The organism is Acidovorax sp. FG60 (assembly GCF_057808995.1).
This window is the reverse complement of the sequence record NZ_JBMDJC010000010.1, coordinates 201,172-216,183: the sequence shown is the minus strand read 5'-3', so window position 1 is coordinate 216,183 and position 15,012 is coordinate 201,172. Positions and strand designations below refer to the sequence as shown.

Sequence of the window (15,012 nt, the reverse complement as noted above, 5' to 3'; positions counted from 1 at the left end):
GGTCAATTAAAAACTAGTTGGTTTTTTAACCCGACAGATTCGATAGGGATTTGTGTTATACTCGCACAAAATACTCAAGAAAACAGCCCAGCGATGAAGGGCTCCGTGGCAGGCGACTGTTCGGAGTAAGGGGCGGAGACGGTGCCTTGCTGACCAACAGTCAGTGCAGGCGGTTTCTACAACGAACAAGCCTTAGCACAAGGAGCTTGCGATGCGTCTCACAACCAAAGGCCGTTTTGCGGTCACCGCCATGATTGATCTGGCCCTGCGCCAGAACAATGGCCCAGTCACCCTCGCGGCCATCAGCCAGCGCCAGCAGATCTCGCTGTCGTACCTGGAGCAGCTTTTCGGCAAGCTTCGCCGCCATGAACTGGTCGAATCGACCCGTGGCCCCGGTGGCGGTTATACCCTGGCCCGCAAGGCGGGCGACATCACCGTGGCCGACATCATTGTCTCGGTGGATGAGCCCATTGACGCCACACAGTGCGGTGGCAAGGAAAACTGCCTGGGCGAAGCTGGCCGCTGCATGACGCATGAGCTGTGGGCATCGCTCAACCAACGCATGGTCGAGTTTCTGGATTCCGTCACTCTGCAAAAGCTGGTGGACGAACAGATTGCCAAGGGCGTGCAGATCGAAGACAAGCCGGTGGTACGCCGTGCCATTTCGACGACCCCGGTGGTCAAGCCGATCCGCGTGAATGCTCCGAACTCCGTGTTCGCGCTGGGCAACGTTTTCGCCAAATCCTGATAGCCCAAGGGCTTGTGTCGACCCTGGGGTCGGCACCGCCCTGAACAGTTTTTGAACCCGTTTTTGTTTCTTATTGCGTTTGCCAGCCAGCAACCACTACTGAGCCAGCCATGGACATGACCCCGCACTTCCCCATCTATCTCGACTACGGCGCCACCACCCCCGTGGACCCCCGTGTGGTCGATGCCATGATTCCCTGGTTGCGTGAACACTTCGGCAACCCGGCGTCGCGCAGTCATGCCTGGGGCTGGGAGGCTGAAGAAGCGGTTGAAAAGGCGCGGGTGCAGGTGGCAGACTTGATCGGTGCGGACCCGCGTGAAATCGTGTGGACCAGCGGCGCTACCGAATCCATCAACCTGGCCTTGAAGGGTGCAGCGCACTTCTACAAAGGCAAGGGCAAGCACCTCATTACGCTCAAGACCGAGCACAAGGCCGTGCTGGACACCATGCGTGAGCTGGAGCGGCAGGGTTTTGAAGCCACTTATCTGGATGTGCAGGAAGACGGTCTGGTCAACATGGATGCCCTGAAGGCCGCCATCCGCCCCGATACGGTACTGATCAGTATCCTGTTCGTGAACAACGAAATCGGCGTGATCCAGGACATCCCTGCTATCGGCGCGCTGTGCCGTGAAAAGGGCATCCTGCTGCACGTGGATGCCGCCCAAGCCACAGGCCGGGTCGAAATCGACATGAACGTGCTGCCCATCGATCTGATGAGCATGACCGCGCACAAGACCTACGGACCCAAGGGCGTTGGCGCGCTGTATGTGCGACGCAAACCTCGTGTTCGGCTGGAAGCGCAGATGCACGGCGGTGGTCACGAGCGTGGCATGCGTTCGGGCACCTTGCCCACGCACCAGATCGTGGGCATGGGTGAAGCCTTTCGCATCGCCAAAGAAGAAATGGCCGAGAGCAATGCCAAGGCCCATGCCTTGCAGCAGCGCTTGCTCGATGGCTTGAAGGACATTGAACAGGTGTTCATCAACGGCAGCATGGAGCGCCGCGTGCCGCAGAACCTGAACATGAGCTTCAACTTCGTCGAAGGCGAATCGCTCATCATGGGCATCAAGGGCCTAGCGGTGTCGTCGGGTTCTGCCTGCACATCCGCCAGTCTGGAGCCCAGCTACGTGTTGCGCGCCCTGGGCCGCAGCGATGAGCTGGCGCACAGCAGCCTGCGGATGACCATCGGCCGTTTCACGACCGATGAAGAGATCGACTACGCCATCTCCACCATCCGCGAGAACGTGGCCCGCCTGCGCGAATTGAGCCCACTGTGGGAGATGTACAAGGACGGCATCGACATCAGCACCATCCAGTGGGCTGCGCACTGATTTCCTGAAGATTTTGGAAGAATTGAAGAGGTACACATCATGGCTTACTCAGAAAAAGTGGTTGACCATTACGAAAACCCCCGCAATGTGGGTTCGTTCGACAAGGGCGACGATTCGGTGGGCACCGGTATGGTGGGCGCGCCCGCCTGCGGCGACGTGATGAAGCTGCAGATCAAGGTGAACCCCGAGACCGGCGTGATTGAAGACGCGCGCTTCAAGACCTACGGCTGTGGCTCGGCCATCGCCTCGTCTTCGCTGGTGACTGAATGGGTCAAGGGCAAAACGCTGGACGAAGCGGCAGCCCTCAAGAACAGCGAGATCGCTGAAGAGCTGGCCCTGCCGCCCGTCAAGATCCATTGCTCCATCCTGGCTGAAGATGCCATCAAGGCTGCTGTGCTCGACTACAAGACCAAGCACGCAGCCACTGCAACTGCCGCTGCCTGATTTGACAGATAAATAGATCGAGAGACATGGCCATTACGCTGACAGAAGCCGCTGCACGGCACGTCAACCGCTACTTGTCCCGCCGAGGCAAGGGCCTGGGAGTGCGCCTGGGAGTCAAGACGACCGGCTGCTCCGGGCTTGCCTACAAGCTCGAATATGTGGACGACAGCGAGCCTGAGGACATCGTGTTCGAGAACCACGGTGTCAAAGTGCTGATTGACCCCAAGAGCCTGGCCTACATCGACGGCACCGAGCTGGACTTTGTGCGCGAGGGTCTCAATGAAGGCTTCAAGTTCAACAACCCCAACGAGCGTGACCGCTGCGGTTGTGGGGAGAGTTTCCGCGTTTGATCACCAGCTGCTTTCGCGCCGTCGAACCGCCATCGCGTCGCGTGCTGGCGGTTTTTTCTTGGATTTCCGCATTCAGCCTACTAGCGCATGAACCTGCAATCTGACGACTTTGAATTGTTTGGCCTTGCGCGCCGCTTTGCCCAGGAGCGCAGCGCCATCGATGCGCGCTGGAAGGAACTGCAGCGCGAAGCACACCCCGACAAATTCGCGGCGCAGGGTGCGGCGGCGCAACGCGTGGCCATGCAGTGGTCCGTGCGCATCAACGAGGCTTACCAACGCCTGAAAGATCCAATGCGCCGTGCGGCCTACCTGTGCGAACTGCATGCAGCCCCCATCAATGCCGAGGACAACACGGCCATGCCCACTGCGTTTTTGATGCAGCAGATGGAGTGGCGCGAGGCTTTGGAAGATGCCCGCGCAGAGAGCGAACTCGACACCTTGGATGACGCTGTCGCGCAGGCCCGCAGCGCCGCGCTGGCGCAGTGCGAGCAACTCATTGACCAGCAGCAGGACTACGCGGGCGCGGCCCGCCAGGTCAGAGCCCTCATGTTCATTGCGCGATTTGCCGACGACATTGAACGACGCCGAGAGCAACTGGGACAATAGAGCGGTTTTGCCTTCCCCTTGGGGCCTCTATCGTTTGCTGACGTGACGGTAGGCTCCACCACGTTGAGACCCGAAATTTCATGGCGCTTTTGCAGATTTCCGAACCCGGCCAATCTCCCGACCCACACCAGCGGCGCATTGCCGTAGGTATTGACCTGGGCACGACCCATTCGTTGGTTGCCGCTGTGCGCAATGGCGTGGCAGAGTGCCTGCCCGACGCGCAGGGTAGGGTGCTGCTGCCCTCCGTTGTGCGCTACCTCGAAAACGGTGGTCGCCAGATCGGATATGACGCCGTGGCGGCGCAGGCTCAGGATGCGCGCAACACCATCGCCTCGGCCAAGCGCTTCATGGGGCGTGGCCTGAAAGACGTGGCGGAAGCGGGCAAGTTGCCCTACGACTTCGTGGTTGCTGCCGATAGTGACGAGGGCGGTATGGTCAGTCTCGCTACGGTGGATGGCAACAAGTCGCCCGTTGAGGTCAGCGCTGAGATTCTGGCCACGCTGCGCTACCGGGCCGAAGACACCTTCAACGACGATCTCTATGGCGCCGTCATCACCGTGCCGGCCTACTTTGACGACGCGCAGCGCCAGGCCACCAAGGATGCGGCCAAGCTTGCCGGTATTAACCTGCTGCGCCTTATCAACGAGCCCACCGCTGCCGCGATTGCCTATGGCCTGGACAACGCCAGCGAGGGGGTCTATGCCGTATACGACCTGGGCGGAGGCACCTTTGACATCTCGATCTTGCGCCTGACGCAGGGCGTGTTTGAAGTCATTTCCACGGGGGGTGACTCGGCTTTGGGGGGGGATGACTACGATGCCGCGCTGGCTGACTGGGTCCTGCAACAGCTAGGGCTGCGGGCGACCACTGCAGCCGACAAATCCGCCGTGCGCATGGCTGCACGCGCCTGCAAGGAGGCCTTGACTGCTACTGATTTGGCAGCATTCAGCGCTTTACTATCAAGCGCTGAGGCCCGATTTGACGTCAAACGGTCGGACTTTGAAGCGATCACAGCCGACTTGACGGCACGCTCCATGGCCGCAGTGCGCCGTGCGCTGCGTGATGCCCATCTGGCACGGGACGAGGTGCAAGGCGTGGTGATGGTGGGTGGCTCCACCCGCATGCCGCAAGTGCAGCGCGCCGTGGAGGAGTTCTTCGGCAAGCCGCCGCTGACCAACCTCAATCCCGATGAAGTCGTAGCCTTGGGCGCCGCCATCCAGGCCAACCAGCTGGCGGGCAACAACACCTCAGGTGATCTGCTGCTGCTTGATGTGATTCCGCTGTCGCTGGGCATCGAAACCATGGGCGGGCTGGTGGAACGCATCGTGGCGCGCAACGAGACCATTCCCACCGCCAAGGCGCAGGACTTCACCACGTACAAGGATGGTCAGACCGCCTTGGCGATCCATGTGGTGCAGGGCGAACGCGACCTGGTGCAAGACTGCCGCAGCCTCGCGCGTTTTGAGCTGCGTGGCATCCCGCCCATGGCCGCAGGGGCTGCTCGCATCCGTGTGACCTTTACCGTCGACGCCGATGGACTTTTGAGTGTGAGTGCGAAGGAGCAGGGCAGCGGTGTGGAAGCGCGCATTGATGTGAAGCCGTCGTATGGTCTCTCCGATGACCAGATTGCGCGCATGCTGCAGGACGGGTTTGCCACTGCCGCGCAGGACATGAAGGCTCGCGCCGTGGTCGAGGCGCGCGTGGATGCCGACCGTATGCTGATCGCCACCCAGAGTGCGTTGGATGCGGATGGCGATGTGCTCAGCCCCAAGGAGCGCGCCGCCATCGATGCCTTGATGGTGGCCCTGCGCCACCAGCGCGATGCCGATGATGCCGCTGTCATCGAAGCCGCGACCGATGCACTGGCCAAAGGCACCGAAGGTTTTGCGGCCCAGCGCATGAATCGCGGCATCCAGCAGGCATTGGCTGGCAAGAACGTCGCGAGCCTCTGAGCGTCCCGGCGCATCCCTCTGAACAAGAAAAAGACACCCCATGCCCGTCATCAAAATCCTCCCCCATCCCGAATACTGCCCCGCAGGCACTGAAATCACGGCGCCTGCTGGCACCTCGATCTGCGAAGCGCTGCTGGACAACCACATCAATATCGAGCACGCCTGTGACATGAGCTGCGCCTGCACCACCTGCCACGTCATCGTGCGCCAGGGGCTGAGTTCGCTCAACCAGGCCGAGGAAGAGGAAGAAGACCTGCTGGACCGCGCCTGGGGCCTGGAGCCACAATCGCGCCTGTCGTGCCAGGCCATCCTTGCGCAAACCGATGTGACCGTGGAAATTCCCAAGTACACGATCAACCACGCGAAGGAAAACCACTGATGTCCCGGCAAATTGTTTTGGACACTGAGACGACTGGCCTTTCGGCCGAAGGTGGTGACCGCATCATTGAACTGGGTTGTGTGGAGCTGCTCAATCGCAAGCTCACCGGTAACAACCTGCACCTGTACTTCAATCCCGGCCGCGACAGCCACGAAGACGCGCTGAAGGTGCACGGCATCAGCAACGAGTTCCTGAAGGACAAGCCCAAGTTCGCCGAGGTGGTGGATGACATCCTGCAGTACCTGCAAGGTGCCGAGATCATCATCCACAATGCCGCGTTCGATGTGGGCTTTCTGAACAAGGAGCTGGAACTGGTGGGGCGTCCCGCGTTTCGCAACTATGTGGAGAGCGTGACCGACACGCTGGCCATGGCCAAGGAGATGTACCCGGGCAAGCGCAATTCGCTCGACGCTCTGTGCGACCGCCTGGGTGTGGACAACTCGGGCCGCACGCTGCATGGCGCCTTGCTGGATGCCGAGCTGCTGGCCGATGTATACATCAATCTCACGCGCGGCCAGGATGCCCTGCTGATTTCCGACGATGCGCAGGACGGTGGCGATGGCCTGAAGATCGCAGCCATCGACCTGCGCGGATTGAACTTGCCCGTCCTGCGTGCCAGTGAGCAGGAACAGGCGGCCCACGCGGAGCTACTGGTGCAGATCGACAAGGCCAGTGGTGGCAAAACAATTTGGAGAACTGTTCAGGCGGCCTGAAAAGCTGTGCCATAATAGAAGGCTGTCACAGAGACACGGGTGATTAGCTCAGCGGTAGAGCACTGCCTTCACACGGCAGGGGTCACATGTTCGATCCATGTATCACCCACCAATTTGAAAACCCCTGCAGATTTTGGTCTGCAGGGGTTTTTTCATGGGCGTTTGCATGGGCGGCTGTTTCGCCTGCTGCACGCCGTAGAGAGGCTAAAGTGTCGGACCGTGATTACACGGCAGTTGCATTTCCTGGAACCGCACTCGCTGTCCTCTGGTCTCTTTGCCGCTATCGATACGCCCTGACCCATGATCACCTTCCACAATCCGTTTCACCAGGGTCACGCCCCCGTCCATGAATTTTTTCGCGGCGAACGCGTGCCGTGTTTTGAGAAGCCTGCACGCGTGGACTATGTCGAAGAGGCGCTGCGGGCGCGCGGCCATGGCCTGATGGCCCCGGACGTGGATAGCGCCCCCGTGTTGTCTCAGGTGCATGCGCCGCGCTATTTGGCCTTTTTGCAGACCGCATGGCAGCAATGGCTGGCCCTCGACCCTGCCAATGTCGGCCTGCAGCCGTTCCCATCAGTCTGGCCCGTACGCACCTTGCGCAGTGATGTCGAGCCTGAAAATTTTGTGGCGCGGCTGGGTCTGTATTCCATGGACAACGGCACGCCCATGGCCTTTGGCACCTGGACTGCGGCCAAGGCGGGAGCCGATGCGGCCGCCAGCGCTGCGACCCAGGTGGCCCAAGGTGCCCGCGCGGCGTTTTGCTGCACCCGCCCGCCCGGCCACCACGCAGGCCCGGACTTCATGGGCGGCTATTGTTTTCTGAACAACGCCGCCGTGGCTGCGCAGGCGCTGCGCAACCAGGGCGCGCAGCGTGTGGCGTTGCTCGATGTGGACTACCACCACGGCAACGGCACACAAAGCATCTTCTACGACCGGGCCGATGTGCTGTTCATCAGCATCCATGGCGATCCCCGCACCGAGTACCCGTTTTATCTGGGCCATGCGGACGAAACCGGGGTGGGCGAGGGCGCGGGATTCAATTTGAACCTACCCCTGCCTGTAGGCACCGGTGCGACGACCTGGTTCGATGCGCTGGAAAGCGCCTGTGCGCGTATTGCCAGCCAGGGTGCCGACGCCCTGGTGGTATCCCTCGGGCTCGATACCTTTGAAGGCGATCCCATCTCGAAGTTTGCGCTGGCGTCCGCCGATTTCACCCGGGTGGGTGAGCGCCTTGCAGGGGCGGGCCTGCCCACCGTCTTTGTGCTGGAAGGTGGCTATGCGGCTGCAGAACTGGGCACCAACGCCGTCAATGTGCTCGACGGGTTCGAGCAGGTTTGAGGATGCGGAGCCTATTGGAGGGCTGAGTGATGGCGGATGCTGTGGATTGTGTGGTGGTTGGTGCGGGTGTCGTGGGCCTTGCCGTCGCGCGGGCGCTGGCCCTGCAGGGCCGCGAAGTGATGGTGCTGGAGTCTGCCGATGCCATCGGAACGGGTATCAGCTCGCGCAACAGCGAGGTGATCCATGCCGGGATCTACTACCCTACCGATTCGTTGAAGGCCAAGCTGTGCGTGCGAGGCCGAGACATGCTGTATGCCTACTGCATTGAGCGCAATGTGCCTCACCGCCGCTGCGGCAAACTCCTGGTGGCAACCTCGACGGGCCAGTTGTCAAGTCTTGAGTCCATCCAGGCGCGGGCGCAAGCCAACGGCGTGCTGGATCTGCGCTGGCTAGGTCGCCATGAAGCCCAGGCCATGGAACCTGCGCTGGAATGTGTTGCCGCTTTGTTTTCGCCCAGTACCGGCATTGTGGACAGCCATGCCCTGATGCTCGCGCTGCAGGGCGATCTGGAGCATGCGGGGGGACTTGTTGCACTGAATTCGCCCCTGGCGCTTGCGGAATGTGCGCAAGATGCTATAAATTTGGAAGCATTCGACGGTACGCGCTTGCGAGCGCGCACGGTGGTCAATGCAGCAGGGCTGCACGCCCCCGCGCTGGCCCGCCGATTCGCAGGGCTGGGGGTGGATCATGTGCCCCATGCTCGCTATGCCAAAGGCAGCTATTTCACGCTGTCCGGCAAAGCCCCCTTCAGCCGCTTGATCTACCCCGTGCCCGAGGCCGCAGGCCTGGGCGTGCATCTGACACTGGACCTGGGTGGGCAGGCCAAGTTCGGCCCCGACGTGCAGTGGGTGGATTCGCCAGATGACCTGTTGGTAGACCCCGCACGCGGAGATGCGTTTTACGCCGAGGTCCGCAAGTACTGGCCCGCACTGCGCGACGGGGAGCTGGCACCCGGCTATGCGGGCATGCGGCCCAAGATCCACGGACCGGATGAGCCGGCAGCGGACTTTGTGATCCAGGGACCATCAGTCCATGGCATCCCCGGTCTCGTGAACCTGTTTGGCATTGAGTCCCCGGGGTTGACAAGTTCTCTGGCGATTGCAGAACATGTGGCCGCACTCGTTTGATCTGGGGCAAGCCATTTGCAATCGGTAACCTCTTGAGACCCCGTCCTACGAAGGGGAACAGAGCGGGTGACTAAGATGAACTGGTGTTCTGCACGGCTCTGCCGACAGGGCTGACTGATTTTTTTGTTGCTTAAAGAAAGGCTTGTATGACTGCTTCCGACACCACCACGACCCAGGGCGAACTGGAAAAGCTGGTTTCTGATCTGCGGGGGCTACTGGCCAACAAAGATCTCGACGCGGTTCCGGAAATCAAGCTGCTGCGCCAGCGTCTTGACGATGGCATGCACAACGTGCGCGAGTCTGCCGTGCGTGCGGCGCAAGATGCCGCCCGCCAGGCCAAAGAAGCGGCACTTGCGGCCGACCGCTATGCGCATGATGAACCATGGCGCGTGGCCGGGGCCGCACTGGCGGTGGGCGCGCTGGTGGGCTTCCTGCTTGCACGCCGCTGATCCGGGCCGTCAGGGCTCGGTTGCACAACACGGGGGCTGCGCATGAACTGGCTTTCTCTTCTGGGGCTGGAGTCGCTGGTGGCCCGGTGGCGCGCCAATGTGATCGAAGGCGCCATTGCGGCCGAAGACCGGATGGACCTCGCCCGTCTGGAATGGCAGGATCAGAAACAACGCCTGCAGCAGATGCTGGTGTTGACCATCGTGGTGGCAGGGCTCACGGTGGTGGCCTTGATCATGCTTTCGTTGGCGGTGCTGGTTCATTTCTGGGATACCCCCCATCGCACGCTGGTGGCCTGGTTGGTCGCGGCCGTGTGGACTGTGGGATGGGCCGCGACGCTGATGTCGCTGGTTTCCGTGGTTCAGAAGGCGGGCAATGGCTTCGCCCTCACGCGCCGCGAACTCGCACAGGACTGGCGTGACATCAAGGAGCGTTTGTAATGGCGACGACCCCTTCATCTCCATCTCCCATGTCGCAGCCTGTGTTTCCCCCGCCGACGGCTGCCCAGCAGCGGGTGCTGGACCGCATTGCCCTGCAACGCGAACGTCTTCGCGCTCGCAGGGCTGCGCGGGCCCAGTCGCTGGCCTTGGCGCAGCGTGACCCTGGGGCAGGCGGCATGGACGAATCCATGGCGCTTCGCGCTGCAGGGTTTGCGCGGGAGCATCCCCTGGCGGTTGCGGCCATGGCAGGGGTTGCCTTGGTGGCAGGGCCGCGCCGCCTGATTCGTTGGGCGGGTGTGCTGCTGCCCATGTTGATGCGGCTGCGGCGCTAGGCCGGTGCTGCACGCACCTGCGCAAGGCGGCCTGCCTCTCGCAAACACAAAGAGCCGCTGATCACAGCGGCTCTTTGTGTTTCCGGTTCAGCGGGGCGACCTGGACTCAAACCATGGCTTTGATGGCCTTTGCGGCCTTCACCACCAAAGCGGGGCCTTCGTAGATCAGTCCGGTATAGATCTGCACCACGTCGGCGCCCGCGCGGACTTTGCTGACGGCATCCTCTGCGCTCATGATGCCGCCCACACCGATGATGGGAAAGCGGCTGCCCAGTGCGGCCCGCAACTGGCGGATGACCTGGTTGCTGGCCTCCAAAACCGGCGCTCCGCTCAGGCCGCCGGTCTCTCCTGCATGGCGCAGGCCTTGCACGGCAGTGCGGCTGATGGTGGTATTGGTCGCGATCACGCCGTCCATCCCGTGGCGTTGCAGTGTGGCGGCGATCACGGACACCTGGGCTTCGTCGAGGTCGGGGGCAATCTTCACAAACACCGGCACGCGGCGGCCATGCTGTGTGGCCAGGGCCTCACGCCTTTCGGCGATGGCACCCAGCAGGGCGTCCAGGGCAGCGTCGCTTTGCAGAGCGCGCAGGTTCTGGGTGTTGGGTGAGCTGATGTTGACTGTGACGTAGTCAGCGTGGGCGTAGACGCCCTCCAGGCAGGTCAGGTAGTCGCTGGTGGCATTCTCGATGGGGGTGGTGGCGTTCTTTCCGATGTTGAGGCCCAGCAGAAGGGGATGTTTGCGGCTTTGGGTGCGAAATTGCGCCTGCTGCACGTTGTGCAGGAAGGCGTCCAGGCCCTCGTTGTTGAAGCCCAGGCGGTTGATCAGCGCCCGGGCTTCGGGCAGGCGGAACATGCGCGGCTTGGGGTTGCCGGGCTGCGCCTTGGGCGTCACCGTGCCCACTTCGACAAAGCCGAAGCCCATGGCACCCAGCGCGTCGATGCAGCGGGCGTTCTTGTCCAGGCCTGCCGCCATACCCACGCGGTTGGGAAAAGTCAGGCCTGCCAGTTCCACGGGGTCGTCCACGGTTTCGTTGCACCAGGCCCACTGCAGCGGAGTGCGCTGCCCGCGTGCCAGCATGTCCATGGTGAGTTCGTGGGCGGTCTCGGCATCCATGCCAAAGAGAAAGGGGCGGGTGAGGGCGTAGGGGATCAGGGACATGGAGGGATAATTCCAGGATTACCCCTGATTTTCTCCCATGACGACCACTCCTTCCCTGACCCAAGACGAACTCAAGACCCTGGTAGGCCAAGCCGCACTGCAATATGTGGTGCCTGGCGAGATTGTGGGCGTAGGCACCGGCTCCACCGTCAACAAGTTCATTGACGCACTGGCTACCATCAAGGACCAGATCAAGGGTGCTGTCTCCAGCTCGGTGGCCAGCACGGAGCGGCTCAAGGCGCTCGGTATTCCAGTGTTTGATGCCAACGAAGTGGCTTCGCTTGCGGTCTACATCGACGGTGCCGACGAGATCGATGGCAAAGGCCATATGGTCAAGGGCGGTGGCGCTGCGCTGACGCGCGAGAAGATCGTCGCGGCACTGGCCACGCGTTTTGTGTGTATTGCCGATGAATCCAAGCTGGTCCAGGCGCTGGGGCAGTTTCCCTTGCCGGTCGAGGTGATCCCCATGGCTGCCAACCACATTGCACGGCGTTTTGCGGCGATGGGGGGGCAGGCGCAGCTGCGGATGCGGGATGGGCAACCCCTGGTGACCGACAACGGTCAACACATCCTGGATGTCCGTGGGCTCTCGATCGCGGACCCGTTGGCGTTTGAATCCGACATCAACCAGTGGCCGGGGGTGGTGACGGTGGGGGTTTTTGCCCACCAGAAGGCGTCTGTCTGCCTGTTGGGCACCGCACAGGGTGTGAAAACGCTCACCTACTGAGCATGAACTCCTGAGCAGTTTTTCCGGCAAAGAAAAAGGGGCCTGAATAGGCCCCTTTGTTTTGGCAGTTGGCCGCGCGTTCCCGCGCTCCGAGATCAGAACCGGATACCTGCGGGATTGCTGGGCGATGGCCCATCATTGACAGGTGCGGGCGGGCGTGCCCTGGATGGTGCTGCGGGCGCTGGGGCCGAGGCCGCTGCTGCGGGTTCTGCCGCCTTGACGGCCACCAGCGGCGTGGGCGCTGGCTGGCGGTAGTTTCGGGGCAGTGCGGATTGTTTCGGGTAGCCCGCAGCGTCCAGATACTGTACCCATTCCCCTTCGGAAAAGCCTGCGAGCTGCTGGCCGCCGATGGTGCCGAAGGGCAGGCCGGTACCGCCACTCAACCTTTGAAACGCCGCGATGTCTTCGTTGCTGGACACGGTGCGCTCGGTGAACGGGACACCCCGTGACGTGAGCAGGTTGCGCGCAGAGGTGCAGGGCGGGCAGTCGTTGCCGGTGTAGAGAGTGACCGGAAAGCGGTTGGCAACCTGGCGCAGCTCGTAGGGCAGCGCGCCGTTGGCAACAGCGGGCGCCTCGTTGGCCGTGCGGGCGGGCTGCGCGTTGGCATTGGCGTCGGCGGGAGGTCGGTCCGAAAACGTCACTTTGCCATCCGGGCCGACGATGCGGTAGACGCCTTGTGCTTGCACGCCGGCGCAGGCCAGTGTCATCAGCAAAGTCGCCAACAGGGGGGCGGTCAGTGGCTTGTGCATGTTCATTCTCCTTGCTCCTTCTTTGTCGTCAGGCCTGGGTGCAACGTGTGCATTTCAGGCCGTGGGTTCGGTTCGCTCAGGCAGTCGATTCTTCTGCCATGCCCTGGTGGCGCAGCAGGGCTTCCAGGCTGGGCTCGCGGCCCCGGAAGGCCTTGAACGATTCCATCGCAGGGCGGCTGCCACCGGCTTCCAGAATGGCCTGGCGGTAGCGGCGACCCGTTTCTATACTCGGCAGACCGTCGCTTCCCGCGGTTTCCTCGAAGGCTGCGTAGGCGTCTGCACTCAGTACCTCGGCCCATTTGTAGCTGTAGTAGCCAGCGGCATACCCGCCCGCAAAGATATGGCTGAAGGTGTGTGCCGTGCGGCTGAATGCCGGGGGCTGCAGCACGGCCACTTCGCGGCGCACCTGGTCCAGCAGAGGCATGATGTCCTGGGCCGGGTCGTGTTCGGTGTGCAGCAGCATGTCGAACAGCGAGAACTCAATCTGTCGCAGCGTCTGCATGCCGCTCTGGTAGTTCTTGGCGGCAATCATCTTGTCGAACAGCGCGCGGGGCAGGGGCTCGCCCGTGTCCACATGGGCCGTCATGTGCTTGAGCACATCCCATTCCCAGCAGAAGTTCTCCATGAACTGGCTGGGCAGCTCCACCGCGTCCCACTCCACGCCGCCAATGCCCGAGACGTCGCGCTCGTTCACCTGGGTAAGCATGTGGTGCAAGCCGTGGCCGAACTCGTGGAAGAGGGTGATCACGTCGTCGTGAGTGAGCAGCGGTGGCTTGCCGTCCACGCCGCTGGCGAAGTTGCACACCAGGTGCGCCACCGGGGTTTGCAGCACGCCCGTGTCGGGGCGCAGCCAGCGTGTGCGCACATCGTCCATCCATGCGCCGCCGCGTTTGCCGGTGCGTGCAGGTTGGTCGAGGTAGAACTGGCCCACCAGCTGGGTGCCCTTATGGGCGCCCTCCGGGTGCGTGCGCTCAATGCGGTAGAACTCAACGGCTGGGTGCCAGACGGCGGCCGTGTCGCGCCGGATGGACACTTCGAACAGGGTTTCGATGATCTTGAACAGGCCTGCCAGCACCTTGGGCGCCGTGAAGTACTTCTTGACCTCCTGCTCGCTGAAGGCGTAGCGCGCTTCCTTGAGCTTTTCGGAAATGTAGGGCCAGTCCCAGGCCTGCGGATTGGCCAGGCCCAGGTGTTCGGCGGCAAACGCGCGCAGGTCGGCGATGTCCTTCTCGGCGTAAGGGCGGGCGCGTCGGGCCAGATCACGCAGGAAGGTGATCACCTGCGCCGGTGATTGGGCCATCTTGGGCACCACGGACACTTCCCCAAAATTGGCGTAGCCCAGCAGTTGGGCCTCTTCGCGGCGCAGTGCCAGGATTTCGCTGATCAGCGCTGTGTTGTCGAATTTGCGTGCATCGCCCTCAGCCTGGTCGGAGGCACGGGTCACATAGGCGCGGTAGAGCTTCTCGCGCAGGTCGCTGCGCGCGGCAAACTGCATGACCGGCAGGTAGCAGGGCATCTTCAGGGTGAGCTTGTAGCCTTCCTTGCCGTCTGCCTGTGCTGCGGCCAGCGCGGCCTGTTGGACATCGTCTGGAATGCCATCGAGCTCTTCGGCCGTGGCGTAGTAAGCGTAGGCGTCGGTGGCATCGAGGGCGTTTTCGCTGAACTTCTGGCTCAGCTCGGCCTGGCGTTCCTGGATCTGCGCAAAACGCTCCTTGGCGGCACCGGTCAGCTCCGCGCCACTCAACACAAAGTTGCGCACCGCGTTCAGGTGTGCCTGCCGCTGCTCTGCAGTCAGGGTAGCGGGGTCGATGGCCTTGTACTTGGCGTACAGGCGTTCATCGGCACCCAGGCGCGTCCAGAACTCGGTGACCTTGGGCAAGGCGGCGTTGTAGGCTGCGCGCAGTTCAGGGGTGTCGGCCACGCTGTTGAGGTGGCTGATGCTGCCCCAGGCGGTGCCCAGCCTTTCGGTGGCCACATCCAGCACTTTCGCAATCGCATCCCAGCGGGCCGGAAAGTCGGGTGCGGTGACGGTCTCCAGCGCGGCATTGGCACGCTCCAGCAGAACATCCACGGCAGGCGCCACGTCCTGCGGTGTGATGCGGTCGAAATGGGGGAGGTCCGAGAAGTCGAGAAGGGCGTTGCTCATGCGAAATCAGATGGCGCCAGATGG

General features: G+C 62.3%; 17 protein-coding genes and 1 tRNA gene. 15 read left to right on the top strand and 3 right to left on the bottom strand.

The features are described from left to right. Positions 1-211: 211 nt before the first annotated feature. The 14 genes from iscR to ACODS0_RS16845 all read left to right on the top strand — a co-directional run bounded on the left by iscR (position 212) and on the right by ACODS0_RS16845 (position 10,207). On the top strand, positions 212-748 hold the full coding sequence (gene iscR / locus ACODS0_RS16910) for a Fe-S cluster assembly transcriptional regulator IscR (protein ID WP_008904778.1): 537 nt from the start codon (positions 212-214) through the stop codon (positions 746-748). Between the two features lie 110 nt (positions 749-858). Then, positions 859-2,079, top strand: a complete 1,221-nt coding sequence (locus ACODS0_RS16905) for an IscS subfamily cysteine desulfurase (RefSeq protein ID WP_488836087.1) — start codon at positions 859-861, stop codon at positions 2,077-2,079. Between the two features lie 39 nt (positions 2,080-2,118). Then, positions 2,119-2,523, top strand: coding sequence for a Fe-S cluster assembly scaffold IscU (gene iscU / locus ACODS0_RS16900; protein WP_121420096.1), 405 nt, complete (start codon positions 2,119-2,121; stop codon positions 2,521-2,523). Between the two features lie 26 nt (positions 2,524-2,549). Further along, positions 2,550-2,873 carry an iron-sulfur cluster assembly protein IscA gene (gene iscA, locus ACODS0_RS16895; protein WP_008904781.1) on the top strand — a complete coding sequence of 108 codons (324 nt, stop codon included), beginning with the start codon at positions 2,550-2,552 and terminating at the stop codon, positions 2,871-2,873. A gap of 87 nt (positions 2,874-2,960) precedes the next feature. Next, the gene (gene hscB, locus ACODS0_RS16890; RefSeq protein WP_228895215.1) at positions 2,961-3,479 is read left to right on the top strand and encodes a Fe-S protein assembly co-chaperone HscB; all 519 of its coding nucleotides are present in this window, start codon (positions 2,961-2,963) and stop codon (positions 3,477-3,479) included. 80 nt (positions 3,480-3,559) lie between these two features. Beyond that, the gene (gene hscA / locus ACODS0_RS16885) at positions 3,560-5,431 is read left to right on the top strand and encodes a Fe-S protein assembly chaperone HscA (protein WP_488836086.1); all 1,872 of its coding nucleotides are present in this window, start codon (positions 3,560-3,562) and stop codon (positions 5,429-5,431) included. Between the two features lie 40 nt (positions 5,432-5,471). Continuing rightward, complete coding sequence (gene fdx / locus ACODS0_RS16880) at positions 5,472-5,810, top strand: ISC system 2Fe-2S type ferredoxin (protein WP_055395870.1); 339 nt, start codon at positions 5,472-5,474, stop codon at positions 5,808-5,810. After that, entirely contained in the window at positions 5,810-6,523 is a 714-nt protein-coding gene (gene dnaQ / locus ACODS0_RS16875) for a DNA polymerase III subunit epsilon (RefSeq protein ID WP_488836085.1), read from the top strand. Before fdx ends, dnaQ begins: the two co-directional genes overlap by 1 nt. 37 nt (positions 6,524-6,560) lie before the next feature. Next, positions 6,561-6,635: transfer RNA gene (locus tag ACODS0_RS16870), tRNA-Val, on the top strand. Positions 6,636-6,823: 188 nt separating this feature from the next. Beyond that, positions 6,824-7,861 carry a histone deacetylase family protein gene (locus tag ACODS0_RS16865; RefSeq protein WP_488836084.1) on the top strand — a complete coding sequence of 346 codons (1,038 nt, stop codon included), beginning with the start codon at positions 6,824-6,826 and terminating at the stop codon, positions 7,859-7,861. A 29-nt stretch (positions 7,862-7,890) separates the two neighbouring features. Then, positions 7,891-8,988: an NAD(P)/FAD-dependent oxidoreductase gene (locus ACODS0_RS16860; RefSeq protein WP_488836083.1), complete on the top strand. Its 1,098-nt coding sequence runs from the start codon at positions 7,891-7,893 to the stop codon at positions 8,986-8,988. A 146-nt stretch (positions 8,989-9,134) separates the two neighbouring features. Next, positions 9,135-9,437 (top strand): DUF883 family protein, encoded by a 303-nt coding sequence (locus tag ACODS0_RS16855; protein WP_008904788.1) that lies wholly within the window; start codon positions 9,135-9,137, stop codon positions 9,435-9,437. 42 nt (positions 9,438-9,479) lie between these two features. Further along, on the top strand, positions 9,480-9,875 hold the full coding sequence (locus ACODS0_RS16850) for a phage holin family protein (protein ID WP_055395878.1): 396 nt from the start codon (positions 9,480-9,482) through the stop codon (positions 9,873-9,875). Next, entirely contained in the window at positions 9,875-10,207 is a 333-nt protein-coding gene (locus ACODS0_RS16845) for a hypothetical protein (protein ID WP_121420102.1), read from the top strand. The genes ACODS0_RS16850 and ACODS0_RS16845 overlap by 1 nt, the downstream gene beginning before the upstream one ends. A 106-nt stretch (positions 10,208-10,313) precedes the next feature. Here the strand turns inward: ACODS0_RS16845 and ACODS0_RS16840 are convergent, their stop codons facing one another. After that, positions 10,314-11,366: a quinone-dependent dihydroorotate dehydrogenase gene (locus ACODS0_RS16840; RefSeq protein ID WP_488836082.1), complete on the bottom strand. Its 1,053-nt coding sequence runs from the start codon at positions 11,364-11,366 to the stop codon at positions 10,314-10,316. A gap of 37 nt (positions 11,367-11,403) precedes the next feature. Between ACODS0_RS16840 and rpiA the strand changes: the two genes are divergently transcribed. After that, complete coding sequence (rpiA, locus tag ACODS0_RS16835) at positions 11,404-12,093, top strand: ribose-5-phosphate isomerase RpiA (protein WP_121506478.1); 690 nt, start codon at positions 11,404-11,406, stop codon at positions 12,091-12,093. Positions 12,094-12,188: 95 nt separating this feature from the next. Here the strand turns inward: rpiA and ACODS0_RS16830 are convergent, their stop codons facing one another. Both ACODS0_RS16830 and ACODS0_RS16825 read right to left on the bottom strand, forming a co-directional pair. Continuing rightward, positions 12,189-12,842, bottom strand: coding sequence for a glutaredoxin domain-containing protein (locus ACODS0_RS16830; protein WP_487254925.1), 654 nt, complete (start codon positions 12,840-12,842; stop codon positions 12,189-12,191). 76 nt (positions 12,843-12,918) lie between these two features. Beyond that, entirely contained in the window at positions 12,919-14,988 is a 2,070-nt protein-coding gene (locus ACODS0_RS16825) for a M3 family metallopeptidase (protein ID WP_176885908.1), read from the bottom strand. Positions 14,989-15,012: the final 24 nt, after the last annotated feature.